This window comes from Nonomuraea sp. NPDC003709 (assembly GCF_040610775.1).
Lineage (GTDB): Bacteria > Actinomycetota > Actinomycetes > Streptosporangiales > Streptosporangiaceae > Nonomuraea > Nonomuraea angiospora_A.
Map to the genome: position 1 here is coordinate 269,355 of NZ_JBEXMW010000003.1, position 16,721 is coordinate 286,075.

Genomic DNA, 16,721 nt, shown 5'->3' on the forward strand with positions numbered 1-16,721 from the left:
AGCGGGCGTGAAATCTGCCGCAGCCCTGGACGGATGAGGCCGGCGTGCGGTGCGGGGGCAGCGGTTGACGGGGGCGGGTCCGCGTGCTGCGGCACCGGTGGTCGGCCAGGCATCGGATGACCACGTTCCGGGCGGCCATGCAGGCGGGCCACGCCGAGCCCGGTGAGCGCGGCGTGGCCCGGTTCGCCTACTGTGCCTGACGGCCGTCGCAGAACACCTCGTTGATGAGCCTGTTCAACGCCTTGGGGAACACCGTCGCCGTGTCGACCGCGGCGTCTCCGGAGGTCAGCGAGGCGGTCAGGACCTTGCTGCCGTCGGGCGTGCTGTACATCAGCGATCCGTAGCCCCCGGGAGGGCTGCCGTCGTGGTTGAGGACGATGCCGGCGCAGTCCGGGCCGGTGTCCAGCACGTACAGCCCCAGGCCGTAGCTGCCGAAGAGGCCGGCGCTCCTCGGGTCCGGCGTGCTCATCTCGGTCAGCAGCGCGGCTGGCAGGAGCCTGCCGCTCACCAGCGCGGACATGAACGTCTGCACGTCCTTGGTCGTCGAGATCATGTTGCCGGCGCCGGCCAACAGGGAGAGATTCTGGCGGGTGACGTCGACCACCTTCCACTGGCCGGCGTCCTCGTACCGGTAGTAGCCGTGCGCGTGCGGTCCGGGGAGGTCCGGCCGGTTGCCCGGCACCGAGGTGCCCGTCAGCCGTAGCGGCCCCAGGATCCGGCGCTGCATCTCCTCGGCGTACGGGCGGCCGGTGACCTTCTCGATCAGCAGTAGGGCGAGGGTGTAGTTGGTGTTGGCGTAGCTCCAACTCGTCCCCGGCGCGAACTTGGCAGGCTTGGACAGCGCGAACCGTACCAGTTCCTCCGGCTGGTAGGACTTGAACCGGTTGTCCACCCACTCCTTGCCCACGGAGGGCAGGCCCGGCACCCATACGCCGTCGTCGTAGGCGTCGCCGGTGTAGTTGAACAACCCGCTGGTGTGCTGCAACATCATCCGCACGGTGATCCGCGGGTCCAGGCCCAGGTCGGGCAGGTAGCCGGCCACCGAAGCGTCCAGCCCGACCCTGCCCTCGGCCACCAACTGCAGCACCACGGTCGCCATGAAGGTCTTGGTGGTGCTGCCGATCCAGTAGCGCCCGTTCGTCGGCGGCTTGGCGCTCTCGCCCAGCTTGCGCACCCCGGCGCTGCCCACCCAGTCGCCCCGCTCGTCGTGGACGCGCATCTGTATCCCGGCGAAACCGTCGTCGATCCACTCCTGGATGGCTTTATGCAGCTCAGGACGGTCCTGTGCGGTAGCCGCGGCGGGGGTGGCCGCCCCGGCCACCAGCGCGGCCGCCAGCACCGTGACCGCCGCTCGCCGCACGACCTTGCTGCGGTGGGGTACGCCGAAGATAGTTCTCATGGTTCCTCCCGGAGTCGATGGGGATGCAGCAGCCCGTCAGGCGGCGTCGAGGGCCGCGGTGATCTTGCGGGCCATGTCGGTCAGGGTGGGGCTGGGCCGGCCCTGGTGCTCTCCGGTGGAGGCTTCGACGGCGACCATGACGGTGCTGCGGAAGTTGTCGGCCTCGGCCGGGTCCTGCTGCTTGAGCAGGTTCATGGATGCGGTCAGCGCCGGCAGCACCTGGTCGGCGAGGGCAGCGACGGTCTTGCCGTACTTGACGCCCTTGGGAGCCTTGGCGAGCACGTGTCCGACGGGGCCGGTGGCGGAGGTCAGGGCGATGGAGCCTTCGGTGGCGACCTTGTGGGCCGAGCCGGCGGCACCGGCGGCGGACATCAGGGAGACGGCGCCCCACGCGGCGGTCCGAAGGGCGAGCTTGTCCTGGTCGGTGAGGGTGATGGCCATGGTGGTGCGCTCCTCAGAACTGTTGGGGATTCGGTTGGGCGGGCAGGCGTTCAACCGTTCATGGCCTTTACGATCGCCGACCGTTCTGATACCGGACCGTTGCCGTCCTGACACGGCCCTTACAGCTGCTCCCGCAGCCAGGCCGCGATCTCATAGCCGTAGGCGGGTCAGCAACGCCGAACAGCTGAGGTGCAGCGGGTGCTGCCGGGCCAGGCTGCTGAAGTACGGCCCGGGCCCAGCTCGAGCAGCGCGTGTTAGCCGGTGGTGAGCAGCGTGCGCAACGCGTCCGAGAAGCGCACGGTGTGGCGCAGGTGGGCCGCCCAGGAGACCCGGGAGAGCACGTGTGCCGTCGTGGCGTGTGTGATGGCGCGCCACGCCACGGTCGAGGACGCCATCACGGCCCGGGGCTCGGATAACGGCCATGAGCCCCAAGCTGGAGCGTTGACGCAGGTCCCTCCCCAGTGACGGATTGCCCTGTCTGAGCGCAATTTCGGCCTGGGCGCGGGGGGGACGAGTCTGGTCAGCCAAATGTGTTGGATCTCTGGCGCATACCACGGAGCCCCCGAGGCGGTCGATGTGAAAGGGGTGGAGGCGCCCCGAGGTGAAAGGCTCGAGGCTGGCGAGGTGCAAGGGAGGCGGAGTCGGTCCGAGGTGAAAGGTCCGAGGCTGGCGAGGCGCAAGCGGCGCAGTCGACCCGACGTGAAAGGCCTGCGGCTGCGAGGTGCATGCGACGGAGGCGACCCGAGGTGAAAGGCTCGAGGCTGGCGAGGCGCAAGCGGCGCAGTCGACCCGACGTGAAAGGCCTGAGGCTGCGAGGTGCAAGCGACGGAGGCGTGGAAGCGAGCGGTCGGAAGCGGCTGAGGTGCAAGGGCCCCGTGTGACCGAGGGCCGCAGCCCTCATACCGTCGTGGGATGCCGTCCGTGTGGGTCAGTTGTGGTCAGGCGTCGCGACGGGTGATTGCCAGGGCCGCTGCGACGAGGAAAATCGTGACATAACCCGCGAAGATGGCGCTGGCCGACGAAGGGGCGAAGGCGCCGGAGTCGGGGACGCCGGCTAACTGCCTCGTCAGCGAGGGGATCGTCAGGGAGCCTGTCCAGTCGTTCCAAGGGGCGGGGAGAAAGCGCTCGATCACGGTCGGGGCCGTCAGGAAGGCGACCAGTGCGATGAGTGCTCCCGGTGTCGAACGCAGAATCGTGGCCAGGCACAACCCCATCACCGCTGCGACGGCGGAGCCTGCGCCTGTCGACAGTACCTCGGACAGGGCGGTCGGTTCGGAGAACGAGGCGCCGATCGGGCGTCCGCCCACCACCGCCTGTGCGGTGAAGTAGGTGGCGAACGCCAGCACCTGACCCGTGATCGCGGCCACGGTGGCCACCACGGTGGCCTTGGCCAGGAGCAGGATCCCCGGGCGCCGGAGCGTGGTCAACGTCAGCCTGATCATGCCGGTGCTGTACTCGCCGGAGATGGCGAGCACGCCCAGCATGCCGAAGAGCACGGGGGGAATGTCGGCGCTGAAGGTGAGCCCCGTGCCGACGGGTTCGCCGCCGGGACCCTTGGTGTCGAAGTAGTGCGAGATCGAGAGGGCGGCGAAGCCGGTGAGCGCCACGGCTGAGAGCGTGGAGGCCAGGACGTAGTAGGTGGATCGGAGCGAGCGCAGCTTGAGCCATTCCGATGCGACGACGTTGATCATTGGGTTATCTCCATGAAGGCCTCTTCCAGCGATGCCTGGCGGGGTGTCAATTCGTGGATGGCACAGCCGTTCGCCAGGGCGACATCGCCTATGGCCGCTGCGGACAAGCCGGTCACCAGCAGCACTCCTTCGGCCCAGGAGGTAGAAGTCGAAGGCGTGCTCGCGCCGGACGTCTGGGTGCGTCGTACGGTTGCTCCCGCCGCTTCGAGTGCCCCGGACAAGCGGGCCGCGTGTGGCGACCGGACCGATACGTCGCCTTGGAAGCGGGCCAGCAGCTCCGTCATCGTGGTGTCCTCGATCAGCTGACCGCGGCCGATGATGATGAGCCGGTCGGCGGTGAGGGACATCTCGGTCATCAGATGGCTCGACAGGAGGACGGTCCGCCCCTCGGCCGCCAGAGATCTCAGCAGCGTCCTGAGCCAGCGGATGCCGTCGGGGTCGAGGCCGTTGACCGGCTCGTCAAGAATGAGCACCCCCGGGTCGCCGAGCAGTGCCGCCGCGATGCCGAGGCGCTGGCGCATCCCCTGGGAGAACCCGGCGATCCGCTTGCGTGCCGCGCCGGCCAGGCCGACCTCCTCGAGAACCGCTATGACTCTGTGGCGCGCGATCCCGCCGGCATGCGCCAGCGCCTGGAGGTGATCGAACGCGCTGCGCCCGCCCTGCACCTCGGTGGCATCGAGCATGGCACCGACCTCACGCATGGGGTCATGGAGGTCGCGCTTGCGGACGCCGTTGATCAACGCCTTGCCCGAGGTGGGCGCGTGGAGGCCCAGGATCACTCGCATGGTGGTGGACTTGCCGGCCCCGTTGTGGCCGAGAAAGCCCGTGACCTGTCCGGGTTTGACGTCGAACGTCAGCCCCGAGACCGCCCGCGTGGAACCGTACACCTTCGTCAGATCTATGACTTCGATCATTTCCCCACCCGTTGAATCAGCTCGGCCGGGCAGCGCGTGCCCCGCGCGGGCAGCGTCCCCGTGGTCAGGTAGGCGAAGACATGCCGCCGCAGGCAGGTGTTGGCGGCCCACGCCGCGTGGCCGTCTCCGTGCCACAGGACCTGCGCGGACGGAACCTGCTCCGCCACGTGCTGCTGCCCGAGGTAGTTGGTGTTGTTGTCGAGCTCCCCGATCGCGAAGAGGATTGGTGGGACGTCCTTCACCCGTAACGGGTGCGGCGCCCAGGACGCGCCCCCGCTACGCCCCCAGCACCGCCCGAGTTCGAAGCGTCCCTCGATCCAGCCGAACCTCGGCGCGATCTCACGAAGCCTGGCCTCGATGCTTTGGAACTCCTCGTACGTCGGCAGCTTCGGCATGAAGTCGTTGCACAGAGAGTCCTGGCTCACGGATGAGCTGCCCTGATCCGGTGCGAGCTCGGTGAGAAAGCCGGCGGCGTCGCCGTCGAGGGCCTTGCTGATGGCAGTCGCGAATCGCGGCCAGTACGCCGGGTTCATGCCTTTGACCGCGCCCGCGTACAGCTGTCCCTCGTGCACCGTCCTGCCGGCCGACGCCGGCAGTGGCGCGCGGCGCACTCTTGCGACCAGTTCGTCCCATGCCTTGCCCGCATCTCTGCCGTGCAGGGCGCAGTCCGTACGGCGAGCGCACCAGTCACGGAAGCGGGTGAGATGTCGCTCCTGGGTCCGCGCGTAGTTGCGCAACCAGGGCTCGAACTCCTGCTGGGTGTGATCGGCGGTCCCGTCGAAATACATCCGCTCCACCCGCTGCGGGAACAGCTCCAGGTAGGCCTGGGCGTAGACGGTGCCGTACGAGTTGCCCGCGTAGCGGAGCTTCTCCTGGCCGAGTGCGGCGCGCAGCGCGTCCATGTCGTGCGCCACGTTCCATGCCGTCATTCCGTACCACGCCGACCTGGCCGTCTTGCGGCAGCTCGCCTGATGGGCCGCGTTCTTGGCGGCGTGAGCGTCCCAGTCCTGCTTCGTCCGTGCCAGGACCAGTCCGAAGATGGAGGCCGAGGGCTCCTCGCAGCTCACTCTCTTGCCGCTGCCGGGCTCGGACATCCCGCGCGGATCCAGGGCGATGACGTCGAATCGGCTCCGCAACTCCTTGAGCAGGGTCGGCAGCTCCGGCGGGATGTCGGGATCGTCTCTCTGCCTGAGCATCACCGTGCTGGTGGCCGGGCCTCCGAAGTTGACGATCAGCGGGCCCATGCTCCTGCCCGTCGCGGGCATTCTGGCCACGTGCACCGAGGTCTTGGGGCCGCCCGGATCGGCCCAGTCCACGGGAACGACCAGCTCGGCGCATCGCAGACCGTCACCACATTCCTTCCAGGCGAGGCGATACTCTTGCGCCGACGCCAGTGCGATGCCGCCGAGCGAGAGGGCGAGGCAGGCAGTGAGGCTCAGGGCGATGAGTGTGCGTCGATCCATGCGGGAAACGATCCTGCACGGCGGTGGGTGCGCACATCGGAGCCAGATCCGGTCTTGCGGCTCGGACCAGGGTCATACGGTGCGGGCGTAAGAGAGCGGAGTACGACCCTGGTCTGACGGATCGTGCTCCGATTCGCTCGCGGTCGTTCCTCGATAGCGTCGAGCTGTGAACCTGCTCGTCCGGCGGCCCCCACACTGGCTGCTCGTTCTCGCCGACACCGTGGTCGCGGTGCTGCTCGCGCTGGGGTCCACGACGGATCCGGAGGGCCTGGCGGTGAGCACCGCGTCGGTGCTGATCTGCTGGCTGCTCGCGGTGCCCGTGGCCGTGCGGCGGATCTGGCCGGTGCCCGCATACTACGGTGCGCTCCTGGTCGGCCTCCTTCTGCTCACGCTACAGGCGAACCGGCTGATGATGGTCGGGGTAGTGGCCTTGACCATCTACCCGGTGTCGGCCACCCAACCGGCGCGGCGGTCGGCGATCGCCCTCGTGCTGGGCCTGCTCGTCACCGGAGGCGCTCTGCTGACCTCGGTGATGGGCGTACCGCGAGTGGACGGCTGGCCGGATCCCGTCTTCATCGTCGGGGCGGCCTGGCTGGTCGTGGGAGCCGGTTGGAGTCTCGGTACGGCGGCGCGCACCCGCCGGGTGTCCGCCGCGCGCGAGGCCAAGATGCAGGCCGAGAAGGCGGTGGTCGACGAGCGCCTGCGGATCGCCCGCGAGCTGCACGACGTCGTCGCCCATTCGCTGAGCATGATCACCGTCAAGGCGGGGGTGGCGGCCAAGGTCCTGGACAAGCATCCGGAGGAAGGGCGCGAGGCGTTACGGGCCATCGAGCAGATCGGGCGCGGCTCGCTCGTGGAGATGCGCCAGTTGCTCGGCGCCCTGCGTTCGTCAGGCAGCGCACCCGAGAGCACGCCGCTCCCCGGCCTCGCCGACCTGCCGTCCCTGGCACAACGCGCGGCGGAGGCCGGCGTGCAGGTCGAGCTCTCGGTGAGCGGGACCGTGCCCGACAGCATGGGGCTGTCCGTCTATCGCATCGTTCAGGAGGCGATCACCAACGTCGTCAGGCACGCCGCTCCCGCCCGTTGCCGGGCCGGCGTGTCGGTCGTCGACGGGTTGTTGAAGATCTCGGTGGTCGACGACGGGCCGGGGCAGCGAGTGCTGCCGGGCAAGGAGGGCGGGCACGGTCTTGCGGGGATGCGGGAACGGGCCATGATGTACGGCGGCACCTTCGAGGCCGGGCCTCTGCCGGGAGGCGGGTTCGGCGTACACGCATCATGGGAGATCCCGTGACCTACGTGACTCACGCCGGCGACGTCGTTCGAGGTCGGTGGTTCCGCGCGATGGGGATGGATGGATGCGGGAGTGCCTGATGTCAAGATCCTGGCCCAGGAGCCGGTGTCCGTGGTGTTGAGTGGCGCAATGTGGGAGGCAGAGACCTGGGTAGCGCGTCTGCGAGCCTGGTGCTGAACCTGCTTGTGGTGGGTGTGTTGTGGGGGATCTCTTGATTCGAGTGCTCATCGCCGACGATCAGGCACTGCTGCGTGGCAGCTTCCGATTGTTGATCGACTCGGAGGACGATCTCATCGTGGTTGGGGAGGCGGCCGACGGACACCAGGCGGTGGCACTCGCGCGGACGGAGTCACCCGATGTGGTGCTCATGGACGTCAGGATGCCGGAGATGGACGGCATCGCCGCGACCCGGCAGATCGCCGGGGATACCCGAGTACTCATCCTGACTACGTTCGACCTCGATGAGTACGTCTACGCGGCGCTGCGTGCGGGTGCCAGCGGGTTCCTGCTCAAGGATGCGCCCCCTGACGATCTCCTGAGGGCGATCCGGGTGGTCGCGTCGGGCGAGACGCTGCTTGCGCCCAGCGTCACCACGCGATTGATCGCGGAGTTCGTACGGCGGCCGGCCCAGCGGGTCTTCCACGGGCTCGGCAATCTGACGGACCGGGAGCGTGAGGTGCTCACGCTCATCGCCCACGGTCTGTCCAACGCCGAGCTCAGCGCCCAGCTCCAGCTGAGCCCCGGGACCGTCAAGACGCACATCGGCCGCTTGCTGGCCAAGCTGCAGGCCCGAGACCGCGCCCAGCTCGTCATTGCCGCCTACGAAGCCGGCCTTGTCAAGCCGGGTTAGCGTACGCGCCTGAAGTGGTTATGGGTGGGTGGTGTGCCGGGGTCTTTGCGGTTGGTCTTGTCAAGCGGGGTTGGTGTACGCGTCTGAAGTGGTTATGGGTGGGTGGTGTGCCGGGGTCTTTGCGGTTGGCCTTGGCAAGCGGGGTTGGCGTACCCGCCTGAAGTGGATATCGGCGGATGGTGGTGGCGAGGTCTCTGTGGTCGGCCTCGTCAAGTCGGGTTGGCGTACGCGCCAGATGCCGTTATCGGCGGGTGGTGGCGCCGGGAGCTCTGCGGCTGGTCTCGACAGCGGTCTGGCCGCGGGTTAGGACGGTTGCGGCGGCGAGCGGGACCAGGAGCAGGGTGAGGAGGCCCGAGATGACCAGGCCCGTGTCGGTGCCGGTCAGTTGGATGAGCGGGCCGCCGGCCACGAGGCCCAGTGGGGCCGCGATTGTTGACCCCGTCGTCCAGAGGGTCACTACCGGCTGCTGTTCGCTGGGCCGCAGGTCTGACTGCAGGAAGCTGTACGCGACGGGGGTGAACGGGGCCCAGACCAGGCCGCCCAGGGCGAACACGATCATCGCGGCGGTCAGGTTGTCCGCGGTGGCCAGGGCGATCGGGCAGAGTGCCCACAAACCGATGATCGTGATGAGCAGATGGCGCTGGGGGAGGCCGCGCATCAGGTTGACCAGGGCGGCGCCCGCGATCGCGCCGACGCCCAGGGCGCTCCACAGCAGGCCGAGGCCGGACGCGCCGCTGTGCAGGGTGCCCTGGACGTACAGGGGGAGTGCTACCTCGACCGGCATGTAGAGGAAGTTGAAGAAGAACACCACGACCAGCAGCCGGGCCGCCACGGGGCGGCGGCGCAGGATGCGCCAGCCCGACTCGTCCTGCCGCGTGTGGGTGGACTCCTCCGGCGGTGACTCCGACCGCGACTCCGACTCCGACGGTGACTCCGACGGTGACTCCGGCGGCGACTCCGACCGCGACCGCGACTGCGACCGCGACTGCGACTGCGACTGCGGCGGCGACTCCGACCATGGCTCCGGCGGTGACTCCAACTGCGACTGCGACTGCGACAGCGACTCCGACTGCGACTCTGGCGGCGATTCCGGCCATGGCCTCGGCTGTGGCTTCGACCGCGACTGCGGCTCCGATCGCGGTTCTGACCGCTCCGGTTCCGACCGCTCCGATTTCGGCTGCGGCTCCGACCGCGGCCGTGACTGTGGCTTCGACCGCGGCCGTGACTGTGGCTTCGACCGTGCCCGTGGTGCCCAGCGCAGTACGCAGGCCATCAGCAGCAGTGCGCCGCACGCGTCGACGAACAGCACCGCGCCCGGCCCGTCGGCCGCCACCATGAGCCCGCCGGCCACGGGGCCCAGCACGTAGAGTGCGACGTTGCTGTTCAGGCCCAGCAGTCCGTTGACACCGTACCGTTCCGACTCGCCCGCCATCGAGGTGACGAGCAGACGGCGGCCGCTCGCACCGGCCATCCGGAAGGCCGCGCCCAGCAGCAGCCCGCCGACCAGTACGGGCAGGGTGAGCCGGTCGGTCACCGCGGCCAGGCCCAGGCCGGTGAAGGTCAGCGCCCGCAGCACGCAGTCGGCGAGCAGCAGGGTGCGGGGCGGTAGCCGGAGCCGGCCCAGGCCGATGCCGAGCGCCAGGACCGTGGACAGGAGGAACGGGGCCGCCTCCACCATCCCGACGGCGATCGCCGGAGGTATGTCCCCGTGGATGCGCAGGGTCTGCACGGGCATGGCCACGAGGATCATGCCCGTGCTGATGTTGGCCAGCAGGTCGCCGAGCAGCAGCCCGGCCACGCGCTTGTCGCGCAGCACGTCACGGTACGAGCGGTTCGAGCGGTACGAGTGGTTCGTCGTCGTGGATGGGGTGCCGACCGAGCTGGACACGTGGTGGACTCCTCGTCAGTGGCGGCTCAGTGCTCGTCGACGAGCCGGCCGTTCAGGGCGGTGGCGTCCTTGGTGAGGGACATGGTCAGTGGGGCCTCCGGAAAGGTGGGCAGGGCGGCGAGCGCGGCGCCCAGCTGCTCGGCGCTCTCCCAGTGCCAGGTGTCGGTGTACGTGTCGTCGTCGAGCCGGATCAGCACGGTGCGGGTGAGCCCGGGGTGGCCCTTCCGGACAGTCGCGATCAGCGACCTGCGGCGGGCCAGGAACTCCTCCAGATCGGCCTCGGGGACGGAGTAGCGGTGCGAGCGGACGGCGGACATGTCGGTGTCTCCTTATGTACGTGTGAGCAGGGGCTTACCAGGTGCCGGCGACCTGCCGGATCGGGGCGTTCAGGCGGTTGAAGAGGTTGGTGACGGCGGTCATCAGCAGGATCGAGGCCAGCTGCTGCTCGTCGAAGTGGTCGGCGGCGTTGTCCCAGATCTCGTCGGAGACGGCGTCGTCGCGGTCGGCCAGCCGGGTCGAGGCCTCGGCCAGCTCCAGGGCGGCCCGCTCGGCGTCGGTGTAGTACGGAGCCTCGCGCCAGGCGGCGATCAGGCCGATGCGGTCGTCGCTCTCGCCGAGCTTGCGCAGGTTCTTCAGGCCGGCGTCGACGCAGAAGCTGCAGCGGTTGATCTGGCTGACCCGCAGGTGGATCATCTCCATGAGCTCCTGGGGGAGGCCCTGCGACTGAGCGGCCTTCATCACCTGCATGATCGGCTGCATCGCGGCGGGGATGAGGGTGGCGGGGTTCTTCATCCGGGCTTCCATCGTGCTCTCCTCTGTCTCGGTTCGTGTGAGATCAGAGTGTCTGGCCAGGTTGATACATTCGCGATGCGTGCACGATGCGAAGGTGATGGGGGACGAATGTTGCGATTCACTCTTCTCGGCCCCGTCCAGATGATCGTCGACGGCGCGCCGCTGGCGGGCATCGCCCCACGTCACCGGGCTGTGCTGGCCTACCTCCTGCTCAACGCCGGCCGGGTGATCAGTATCGAGCGGCTGATCGACGCGATGTGGGGCTACGACCAGCCCGACACCGCCCGGTCGCAGATCCACGCCTCGATCACCGCGATCCGCAAGGTGCTGCGCGGAGCGGGAGCCGTAAACCTCCTTGAGACGCGTGCCGGCGGCTATGTCGCGCAGCCGGAGTCCGGGCAGGTCGACGCGCAGGAGTTCACCGAGCTGGCAGCCGCGGGTGAGCTGCGCAAGGCCCTTGAGCTGTGGGGCGGCGAGGCGCTGGAGGACGTGCACGCGCATTACGTCACCGGCGTCCGCGAGCTCTGGAACGACCGGCGGCTGTCGGCCTACGAACGCCTGGTGGAGGGAGAGCTCGCCGCCGGGCGGCACGGCGAGCTGCTCGACGAGCTCGCCGCCCAGGTGACCGCCAACCCGCTCCGCGAGAAGCTCAACGGCCACCTCGTCCTGGCCCTGCACCGGGCGGGGCGGCAGGCCGACGCCCTGGCCGCGGCGCGTTCCTACCGGACGGCTCTGGCGGACGAGCAGGGGCTGGATCCCGGGCACGCCTTCATCGAGCTGGAGCGGGCGGTCCTGGCGGACGATCCGGCGTTGCGTCTGGGCGGCGCGGCGCCGGTGGTTGCCAGCCCGCCGCGTCGCTCCACGTTCCTGCCGTACGACATTCCCGATTTCTCCGGACGTACCACCGAGCTGGAGCGGCTCATAGGCGAGGTGGGTGAGCGGCACGGGCCGGCGGTCGTGACGATCGACGGCATGGCCGGGATCGGCAAGACCACGCTCGCCGTACACGTGGCCCATCGGCTGGCCGCCCGCTATCCCGACGGCCGGCTCTTCATCGACCTGCAGGCCCACACCGCGGGCCGGGAGCCGCTCGACGCCGCCGCCGCGCTGGAAGCGCTCCTGCGCCAGCTCGGGGTGCCCGCCGACCGCATCCCGGTCACGCTGGTCGAGCGGAGCGCCCTGTGGCGCGCCGAGCTGGCCGATCGCCGCGCGCTCGCCGTGCTGGACAACGTTCTCGACGCCGAGCACGTACGCCCCCTGCTGCCGGGACACTCCGACACCCTCGTCCTGATCACCAGCCGGCGGCGGCTGGTCGACCTGGACGGCACCCACGCGCTCTCGGTCGACGTGCTGGGCGAGCAGGACGCCGCCGAGCTGTTCGGGCGGATCGTGGGCGAACGCGCCGGCCGTGAGCCGGAGGCCGTACGCGAGGTGCTGCAGCTGTGCGGGCACCTCCCGCTCGCCATCCGGATCTCGGCCGCCCGCCTCCAGCACCGTCCGCGCTGGACCGTGTCCTACCTGGCGGGCCGGCTGCGGGACCATCGCCGGCTCCTGGACGGGGTGTCGGCGGCCTTCACCCTGTCATATGAGCAGCTCGACGAGGCCGAGCAGCGCATGTTCCGCCTGCTCGGGCTGGCGCCGGGACGCGACATCGACGCCTGCGGCGCGGCCGCGCTGGCGGGCATCCCGGAGGACGAGGCGGAGGAGCTCCTGGAAGGCCTCCTCGACGCCCACATGCTCCTGCAGTTCGAACCCGGCCGCTACACCTTCCACGACCTCCTCCGCGAGCACGCGCGCTCGATCGCCGAGGACGACGGCGAGGTTCTGCGACTGCTCACCTACTACCTGCACCGCGCTCGGGCGGCGATGGACCGGCTCTACCCGTACAGCGTCGGCCAGCGGGAGGGCATCCCCCAGCCGACCGCCCCGATCGCGCCCATCCGGGACGCCGCGGAGGCGATCGCCTGGCTTGACGCCGAACGCTCCAACATCATCGCGACCGCCGTCCACGGCCCCGAGATCTGCGTCGGCATGCTGGCTCTGACGATGCGCCCCTTCCTCGACCGGCAGGCGCACCACGACGACGCGCTCACGCTGCACACCCTGGCGTTGCAGCGCAGCCGCAAGTTCGGCCACCGCGAGTTCGAGGAGCGGGCGCTCGCCGACCTGGCGTGGACCTACTGGCGGCTCGGCGAGTACGAGCGCGCGGAGGAGCACGCCCACCAGGCCCTCGACGCGTGCGAGGAGGCCTACGAACGCGCTCGGGCACTGCTCACCCTGGGCAACGTGGCCCTGCGCCGACGCCAGGACGAGCAGGCGGAGCAGTACCTGGAGCAGGCACTCGACCTCACCCGGATCGGCGCCGACACCTGGGGCGAGGCCAACGTGCTCGGCATCCTCGCCCTGGCCCTCGACCGGGCCGGCCGCCCGGAGGAGGCCCGGCGCCATCTCGACCTGGCACTGGCGCTGCACCGCAAGGTCGGCAACCCGGCAGGGGAGGCGATGATCCTCAACCACCTCGGCGTCGTCCTCCGGCACCAGGGCGAGCTCGCCCAGGCCCGCACCCGCCACGAGCAGGCCGCGGCCCTCTACCGCAAGCTCGGCAACACCACCGACGAGGCGGCCGCGCTCAACGGGCTGGCCGAGGCGGCAGACGACCCGGCCTGGGCGATCGGGGAGCACACGGCCGCGCTCGCGCTCGCCAACCTGGCCCGCAACCGCCCGGAGCAGGCGCGAGCTCACGACGGGCTGGCCCGCGCCCACCTCGCGCTCGGGCGGGCGGAGCAGGCCTGCGAGCACGGGCGGGTGGCCCTCGGCCTGTACGAGGAACTGGGCGTTCCGGAGGCCGGGGAGGTCCGCGCCTTCCTGGAGCACGCCGGATGAGCCGGTCCTAGGGCTGTGGCTGCGCCGTCCAAGGCCGGAGCTTCTCGGGGTTGCGTACCGCCCAGATGTGCTTGATCCGGTCGCCCGTGACGTCGAACGCCGCCACCGTCACCGTCACGCCGTCCTGCTGGGCCACCAGACCGGGCTGACCATTGACCGTACGTTCCAGGATCGTCAGGCCGGGTGACATTCCGGCGATGGCGAGGAGGTAGCGGGCGATCTGCTCGCTGCCTTCGATCGGGTGGAGGCCGGCGCTGACGAGGCCGCCGCCGTCGATGACCGCCGTGGCGTCGGGGTCGAGGAGCCCGATGAGGGCTTTGATGTCCTTGGCTTCCCACGCCCGCTTGAAGTCGCCGACGATGCCGGGCCGGGCCGCCGGAGTCGCGGGAGCCTGTGTCTCTCGAAGACGACGGCGGGCCGAGGAGGCCAGCTGGCGGCACGCCACCGGCGTACGACCGACGATCTCCGCCACTTCGGCGAAGGAGTAGCGGAAGACGTCGTGCAGGATGAACGCCACGCGCTCGGCCGGGGTCATCGACTCGAGCACGACCAGGAAGGCCATGTTGATCGACTCGTCGAGGGTGATCCGGTCGGCCGGGTCGGTCATGGCGCCGCCCGGCCGCGCGCTGATCCACTCCGTACGGTCGGGCAGCGGCTCGGGGATCCATTCGCCCACGTAGCGCTCGCGCCGCGCGCGTGCCGAGCCGAGCACATCGAGGCAGATGCGGCCGGCGACCTTCGTCAGCCAGGCACCGGGGGAGTTGATGGCCTGCTGCTGTTGCGGGGTCATGGCGTACCAGCGGGCGCACGCCTCCTGGACGACATCCTCCGCATCGGCAAGGGAGCCGAGGAGGCGGTAGGCGAGATTGATCAGCTGACGCCGCTCGCTCATGATCACGCTCAGGCTCGGGTCGATCCCTGGCTCGGATGGGGTGGTCATGGTGTCGCCTGCTCCTCGGTCGTTTCCGCCCTCACCCGGACAGACGAGACAACTCCCCGGAACGTGAGGTCGCCGCACCTCACATTCCCGGCGGTCGTGTCGTCGGACTGCCGAGACACCGGGATCGAGAAGGGAAGCCCCGACATGTCCACACCCACGAACCTCAGGTTCCTGCGGATCGCGATCACCCTGCAAACCTTGGCCGTCTTCGTCCAGGCGATCACCGCCGGGCTGCTTTTGTCCTTGCCCGGAGGTGGGGCACTGCACAGTGCTGGAGCATACGCGACGTTCGTCGTGACCCTGTTGCACCTGGTGGTCTCGATCCTGGTCTGGCGGCCGGGCGGCGGCTCGCCCAGGCCCATCCGGTACGCGGCCGGCTTCTTCGTGGTCACGTCGGCGCAGATAGCGCTGGGCATAGCGCACGTGAAGACCCTGCACGTCCCGTTGGGCGTCCTGATGTTCGGCATGAGCGTCATTCAGCTCGGCCGGATCTGGGACGGCCGCCGCACCCGCGTGGACGCCACCGCGTGATTATGGAGCGTGCGCTCTGTTATGCTAATGGGTATGCCTCGCCCTCGAGTTCATGATCTCGACCGGTTGCTGGACGTCGCCGAGCAGTTGGTGGCCGATGGCGGCCCGGAGCGGTTCACGGTGCGAGCGCTGGCGACGGCCGCCGGGGTGTCGAACGGGGTGATCTACCACGCGTTCGGGTCGTTGCCGGTGCTGCTCGGGCGGCTGTGGCTGAGGGCGGCGGGAGATTTCCTGGATCTCCAGGTCGAGCTGGCCGACGCGGTGCAAGGGGGCGACCGCGAAGCGGCAGTCGAGGCGGTGGCGGCGGTGGCGAGCGTGCCCGCGGTGTTCGCCGACCGCCGGCCTGCCGCCGCCCGGATGCTCGTGGCGGTGCGCCGTGACCAGCTGCTCGGTCCCGAGGTGCCGCAGGAGCTGGCCGAGGAGATGTTCGCCCTGGACAAGCGGTTGGTGGCGCTGCTGACCCGCCTGTCGCGGGCGCTGTGGGATCGTGCTGACGGGGCGAGCGTCGAGGTGGTGACGCTGTGCGTGGTCGACCTGCCGACCGCCGTGTTCCGGCGGGCGCTGGCGGCCCCGACCGCGGACGGCCGCCCCGTGATCGGGGCCGACAGCCGAGAACGGCTGACGGCCGCGGTCCGCGCGGTCCTCGCACTCCCGCCGCCCCCACCGGCCCCGCGGCCGGGGCGGTGACTAGCGTTCGTCGGCGGGGTAGTCGGCCGAGCGGCTGACATCGGCCCATTTCTCGGTTTCGGCGGCACGGAGCTCGGCGGCCTTCTGGGCGGAGGCGACGGCGTCGCTGCCGAGGAGGAGCCGCCTGGGCGGGTCGTCGTGGCCGACGACGTCGATGATGATCCTGGCGGCGCGCGCGGGGTCGCCGGGCTGGGTGCCGTCGGTGTCGCGCCGGTGGCGGTGGATGGTGCCTACGGTCTGCTCGTAGTCGGGGCCGACGAGGTGGATCTCCATGGAGGTCCCTTGCCAGTCGGTACGGAACGCGCCCGGCTCGACGATGACGACCTTGACGCCGAAGGGCGCTACCTCGTTGGCGAGCACTTCGGAGAAGCCTTCGACGGCGAACTTCGCGGTCTGGTAGGCCCCCATCCCGGGAGTGCCGCCGACGCGCCCGCCGATGGAGGAGAACTGTACGAAGACTCCTGATCGCTGGGCGCGCAGGACGGGCAGGGCGGCCCGGGTGACGTTCACCACGCCGAAGAGGTTGGTTTCGATCTGGGCGCGGAAGTCGTCCTCGGCCATCTCCTCGATCGGCGCGCTGTTGCCGTAGCCGGCGTTGTTGACGACCACGTCGAGGCTGCCGAAGGCGTCGGTGGCCTCCTTGACCGCGCGGGCGGCCGCGGCGGCGTCGGTGACGTCGAGCGCGACCGCCCGTATCCGGTCACCGTGGCGGGCCACCAGGTCGTCGAGCTGCTTGGGGCTGCGTGCGGTGGCGATGACCTGGTCGCCCGCTTCGAGGACCGCTTCAGCGAGGTGGCGGCCGAAGCCGCGCGACGATCCGGTGATGAGCCATGTCCTGGCCATGGGTGCTTCCTTTGGTCGATATTGCCTAACTGCCTCATCAATGTAGCACTTAGAAAACTAAGATCAGCGTTAGCGTGACACTAAATCGCCGGAAGGGGTATCTTTGGG

16 protein-coding genes are annotated in these 16,721 nt (G+C 69.8%); 5 read left to right on the forward strand and 11 right to left on the reverse strand.

The window, feature by feature from the left end; all coding sequences use genetic code 11:
- Positions 1-187 precede the first annotated feature (187 nt).
- The 6 genes from ABZX61_RS09940 to ABZX61_RS09965 all read right to left on the reverse strand — a co-directional run bounded on the left by ABZX61_RS09940 (position 188) and on the right by ABZX61_RS09965 (position 5,908).
- Positions 188-1,399, reverse strand: a complete 1,212-nt coding sequence (locus ABZX61_RS09940) for a serine hydrolase domain-containing protein (RefSeq protein WP_355193132.1) — start codon at positions 1,397-1,399, stop codon at positions 188-190.
- A 36-nt stretch (positions 1,400-1,435) separates the two neighbouring features.
- Positions 1,436-1,840 (reverse strand): hypothetical protein, encoded by a 405-nt coding sequence (locus ABZX61_RS09945; RefSeq protein ID WP_355193134.1) that lies wholly within the window; start codon positions 1,838-1,840, stop codon positions 1,436-1,438.
- Between the two features lie 254 nt (positions 1,841-2,094).
- The gene (locus tag ABZX61_RS09950) at positions 2,095-2,238 is read right to left on the reverse strand and encodes a hypothetical protein (protein ID WP_355193136.1); all 144 of its coding nucleotides are present in this window, start codon (positions 2,236-2,238) and stop codon (positions 2,095-2,097) included.
- 540 nt (positions 2,239-2,778) lie between these two features.
- On the reverse strand, positions 2,779-3,531 hold the full coding sequence (locus ABZX61_RS09955) for a hypothetical protein (RefSeq protein ID WP_355193138.1): 753 nt from the start codon (positions 3,529-3,531) through the stop codon (positions 2,779-2,781).
- A complete protein-coding gene (locus ABZX61_RS09960; protein ID WP_355193140.1) occupies positions 3,528-4,445 on the reverse strand; it encodes an ATP-binding cassette domain-containing protein in 918 nt (305 codons plus the stop codon). The genes ABZX61_RS09955 and ABZX61_RS09960 overlap by 4 nt, the downstream gene beginning before the upstream one ends.
- Positions 4,442-5,908, reverse strand: a complete 1,467-nt coding sequence (locus ABZX61_RS09965; RefSeq protein WP_355193142.1) for an alpha/beta fold hydrolase — start codon at positions 5,906-5,908, stop codon at positions 4,442-4,444. Before ABZX61_RS09965 ends, ABZX61_RS09960 begins: the two co-directional genes overlap by 4 nt.
- A 166-nt stretch (positions 5,909-6,074) precedes the next feature.
- Between ABZX61_RS09965 and ABZX61_RS09970 the strand changes: the two genes are divergently transcribed.
- Positions 6,075-7,199 carry a sensor histidine kinase gene (locus tag ABZX61_RS09970; protein ID WP_355193144.1) on the forward strand — a complete coding sequence of 375 codons (1,125 nt, stop codon included), beginning with the start codon at positions 6,075-6,077 and terminating at the stop codon, positions 7,197-7,199.
- Positions 7,200-7,410: 211 nt separating this feature from the next.
- Positions 7,411-8,049, forward strand: coding sequence for a response regulator transcription factor (locus ABZX61_RS09975; protein WP_355193146.1), 639 nt, complete (start codon positions 7,411-7,413; stop codon positions 8,047-8,049).
- A 241-nt stretch (positions 8,050-8,290) separates the two neighbouring features.
- On the opposite strand, the gene ABZX61_RS09980 is transcribed toward ABZX61_RS09975, so the two are convergent.
- Genes ABZX61_RS09980 through ABZX61_RS09990 form a run of 3 tightly spaced genes read right to left on the reverse strand, consistent with a single transcriptional unit; the run spans position 8,291 to position 10,741 of the window.
- Entirely contained in the window at positions 8,291-9,937 is a 1,647-nt protein-coding gene (locus tag ABZX61_RS09980; protein ID WP_355193148.1) for an MFS transporter, read from the reverse strand.
- Positions 9,938-9,963: 26 nt separating this feature from the next.
- Positions 9,964-10,254, reverse strand: coding sequence for a hypothetical protein (locus ABZX61_RS09985; RefSeq protein ID WP_355193150.1), 291 nt, complete (start codon positions 10,252-10,254; stop codon positions 9,964-9,966).
- A gap of 34 nt (positions 10,255-10,288) precedes the next feature.
- Positions 10,289-10,741, reverse strand: a complete 453-nt coding sequence (locus ABZX61_RS09990) for a carboxymuconolactone decarboxylase family protein (RefSeq protein ID WP_350723914.1) — start codon at positions 10,739-10,741, stop codon at positions 10,289-10,291.
- Positions 10,742-10,837: 96 nt separating this feature from the next.
- Here ABZX61_RS09990 and ABZX61_RS09995 point away from each other — a divergent pair, with 96 nt between their 5' ends.
- Positions 10,838-13,612 carry a BTAD domain-containing putative transcriptional regulator gene (locus ABZX61_RS09995; protein ID WP_355193152.1) on the forward strand — a complete coding sequence of 925 codons (2,775 nt, stop codon included), beginning with the start codon at positions 10,838-10,840 and terminating at the stop codon, positions 13,610-13,612.
- A 7-nt stretch (positions 13,613-13,619) separates the two neighbouring features.
- Here the strand turns inward: ABZX61_RS09995 and sigJ are convergent, their stop codons facing one another.
- Complete coding sequence (gene sigJ / locus ABZX61_RS10000) at positions 13,620-14,552, reverse strand: RNA polymerase sigma factor SigJ (RefSeq protein ID WP_355193154.1); 933 nt, start codon at positions 14,550-14,552, stop codon at positions 13,620-13,622.
- A 144-nt stretch (positions 14,553-14,696) separates the two neighbouring features.
- Here sigJ and ABZX61_RS10005 point away from each other — a divergent pair, with 144 nt between their 5' ends.
- Together ABZX61_RS10005 and ABZX61_RS10010 are read left to right on the forward strand one after the other, a co-directional pair.
- Positions 14,697-15,083 carry a hypothetical protein gene (locus ABZX61_RS10005; protein ID WP_350723909.1) on the forward strand — a complete coding sequence of 129 codons (387 nt, stop codon included), beginning with the start codon at positions 14,697-14,699 and terminating at the stop codon, positions 15,081-15,083.
- Between the two features lie 33 nt (positions 15,084-15,116).
- The gene (locus tag ABZX61_RS10010) at positions 15,117-15,770 is read left to right on the forward strand and encodes a helix-turn-helix domain-containing protein (RefSeq protein ID WP_350723907.1); all 654 of its coding nucleotides are present in this window, start codon (positions 15,117-15,119) and stop codon (positions 15,768-15,770) included.
- Here ABZX61_RS10010 and ABZX61_RS10015 read toward each other — a convergent pair whose 3' ends face one another.
- Positions 15,771-16,613 carry an oxidoreductase gene (locus tag ABZX61_RS10015; protein ID WP_355193157.1) on the reverse strand — a complete coding sequence of 281 codons (843 nt, stop codon included), beginning with the start codon at positions 16,611-16,613 and terminating at the stop codon, positions 15,771-15,773. It lies immediately after the preceding gene.
- Between the last annotated feature and the right edge of the window lie 108 nt (positions 16,614-16,721).

Excerpts from the sequence above, each read along its gene's own strand:
- sigJ (WP_355193154.1), bottom strand. The coding sequence starts at position 14,552 with ATGACCACCCCATCCGAGCCAGGGATCGACCCGAGCCTGAGCGTGATC.
- ABZX61_RS10010 (WP_350723907.1), top strand. The coding sequence starts at position 15,117 with ATGCCTCGCCCTCGAGTTCATGATCTCGACCGGTTGCTGGACGTCGCC.
- ABZX61_RS09960 (WP_355193140.1), bottom strand. The coding sequence starts at position 4,445 with ATGATCGAAGTCATAGATCTGACGAAGGTGTACGGTTCCACGCGGGCG.
- ABZX61_RS09995 (WP_355193152.1), top strand. The coding sequence starts at position 10,838 with ATGTTGCGATTCACTCTTCTCGGCCCCGTCCAGATGATCGTCGACGGC.
- ABZX61_RS10015 (WP_355193157.1), bottom strand. The coding sequence starts at position 16,613 with ATGGCCAGGACATGGCTCATCACCGGATCGTCGCGCGGCTTCGGCCGC.
- ABZX61_RS09955 (WP_355193138.1), bottom strand. The coding sequence starts at position 3,531 with ATGATCAACGTCGTCGCATCGGAATGGCTCAAGCTGCGCTCGCTCCGA.
- ABZX61_RS09985 (WP_355193150.1), bottom strand. The coding sequence starts at position 10,254 with ATGTCCGCCGTCCGCTCGCACCGCTACTCCGTCCCCGAGGCCGATCTG.
- ABZX61_RS09990 (WP_350723914.1), bottom strand. The coding sequence starts at position 10,741 with ATGGAAGCCCGGATGAAGAACCCCGCCACCCTCATCCCCGCCGCGATG.
- ABZX61_RS10005 (WP_350723909.1), top strand. The coding sequence starts at position 14,697 with ATGTCCACACCCACGAACCTCAGGTTCCTGCGGATCGCGATCACCCTG.
- ABZX61_RS09945 (WP_355193134.1), bottom strand. The coding sequence starts at position 1,840 with ATGGCCATCACCCTCACCGACCAGGACAAGCTCGCCCTTCGGACCGCC.
- ABZX61_RS09940 (WP_355193132.1), bottom strand. The coding sequence starts at position 1,399 with ATGAGAACTATCTTCGGCGTACCCCACCGCAGCAAGGTCGTGCGGCGA.
- ABZX61_RS09965 (WP_355193142.1), bottom strand. The coding sequence starts at position 5,908 with ATGGATCGACGCACACTCATCGCCCTGAGCCTCACTGCCTGCCTCGCC.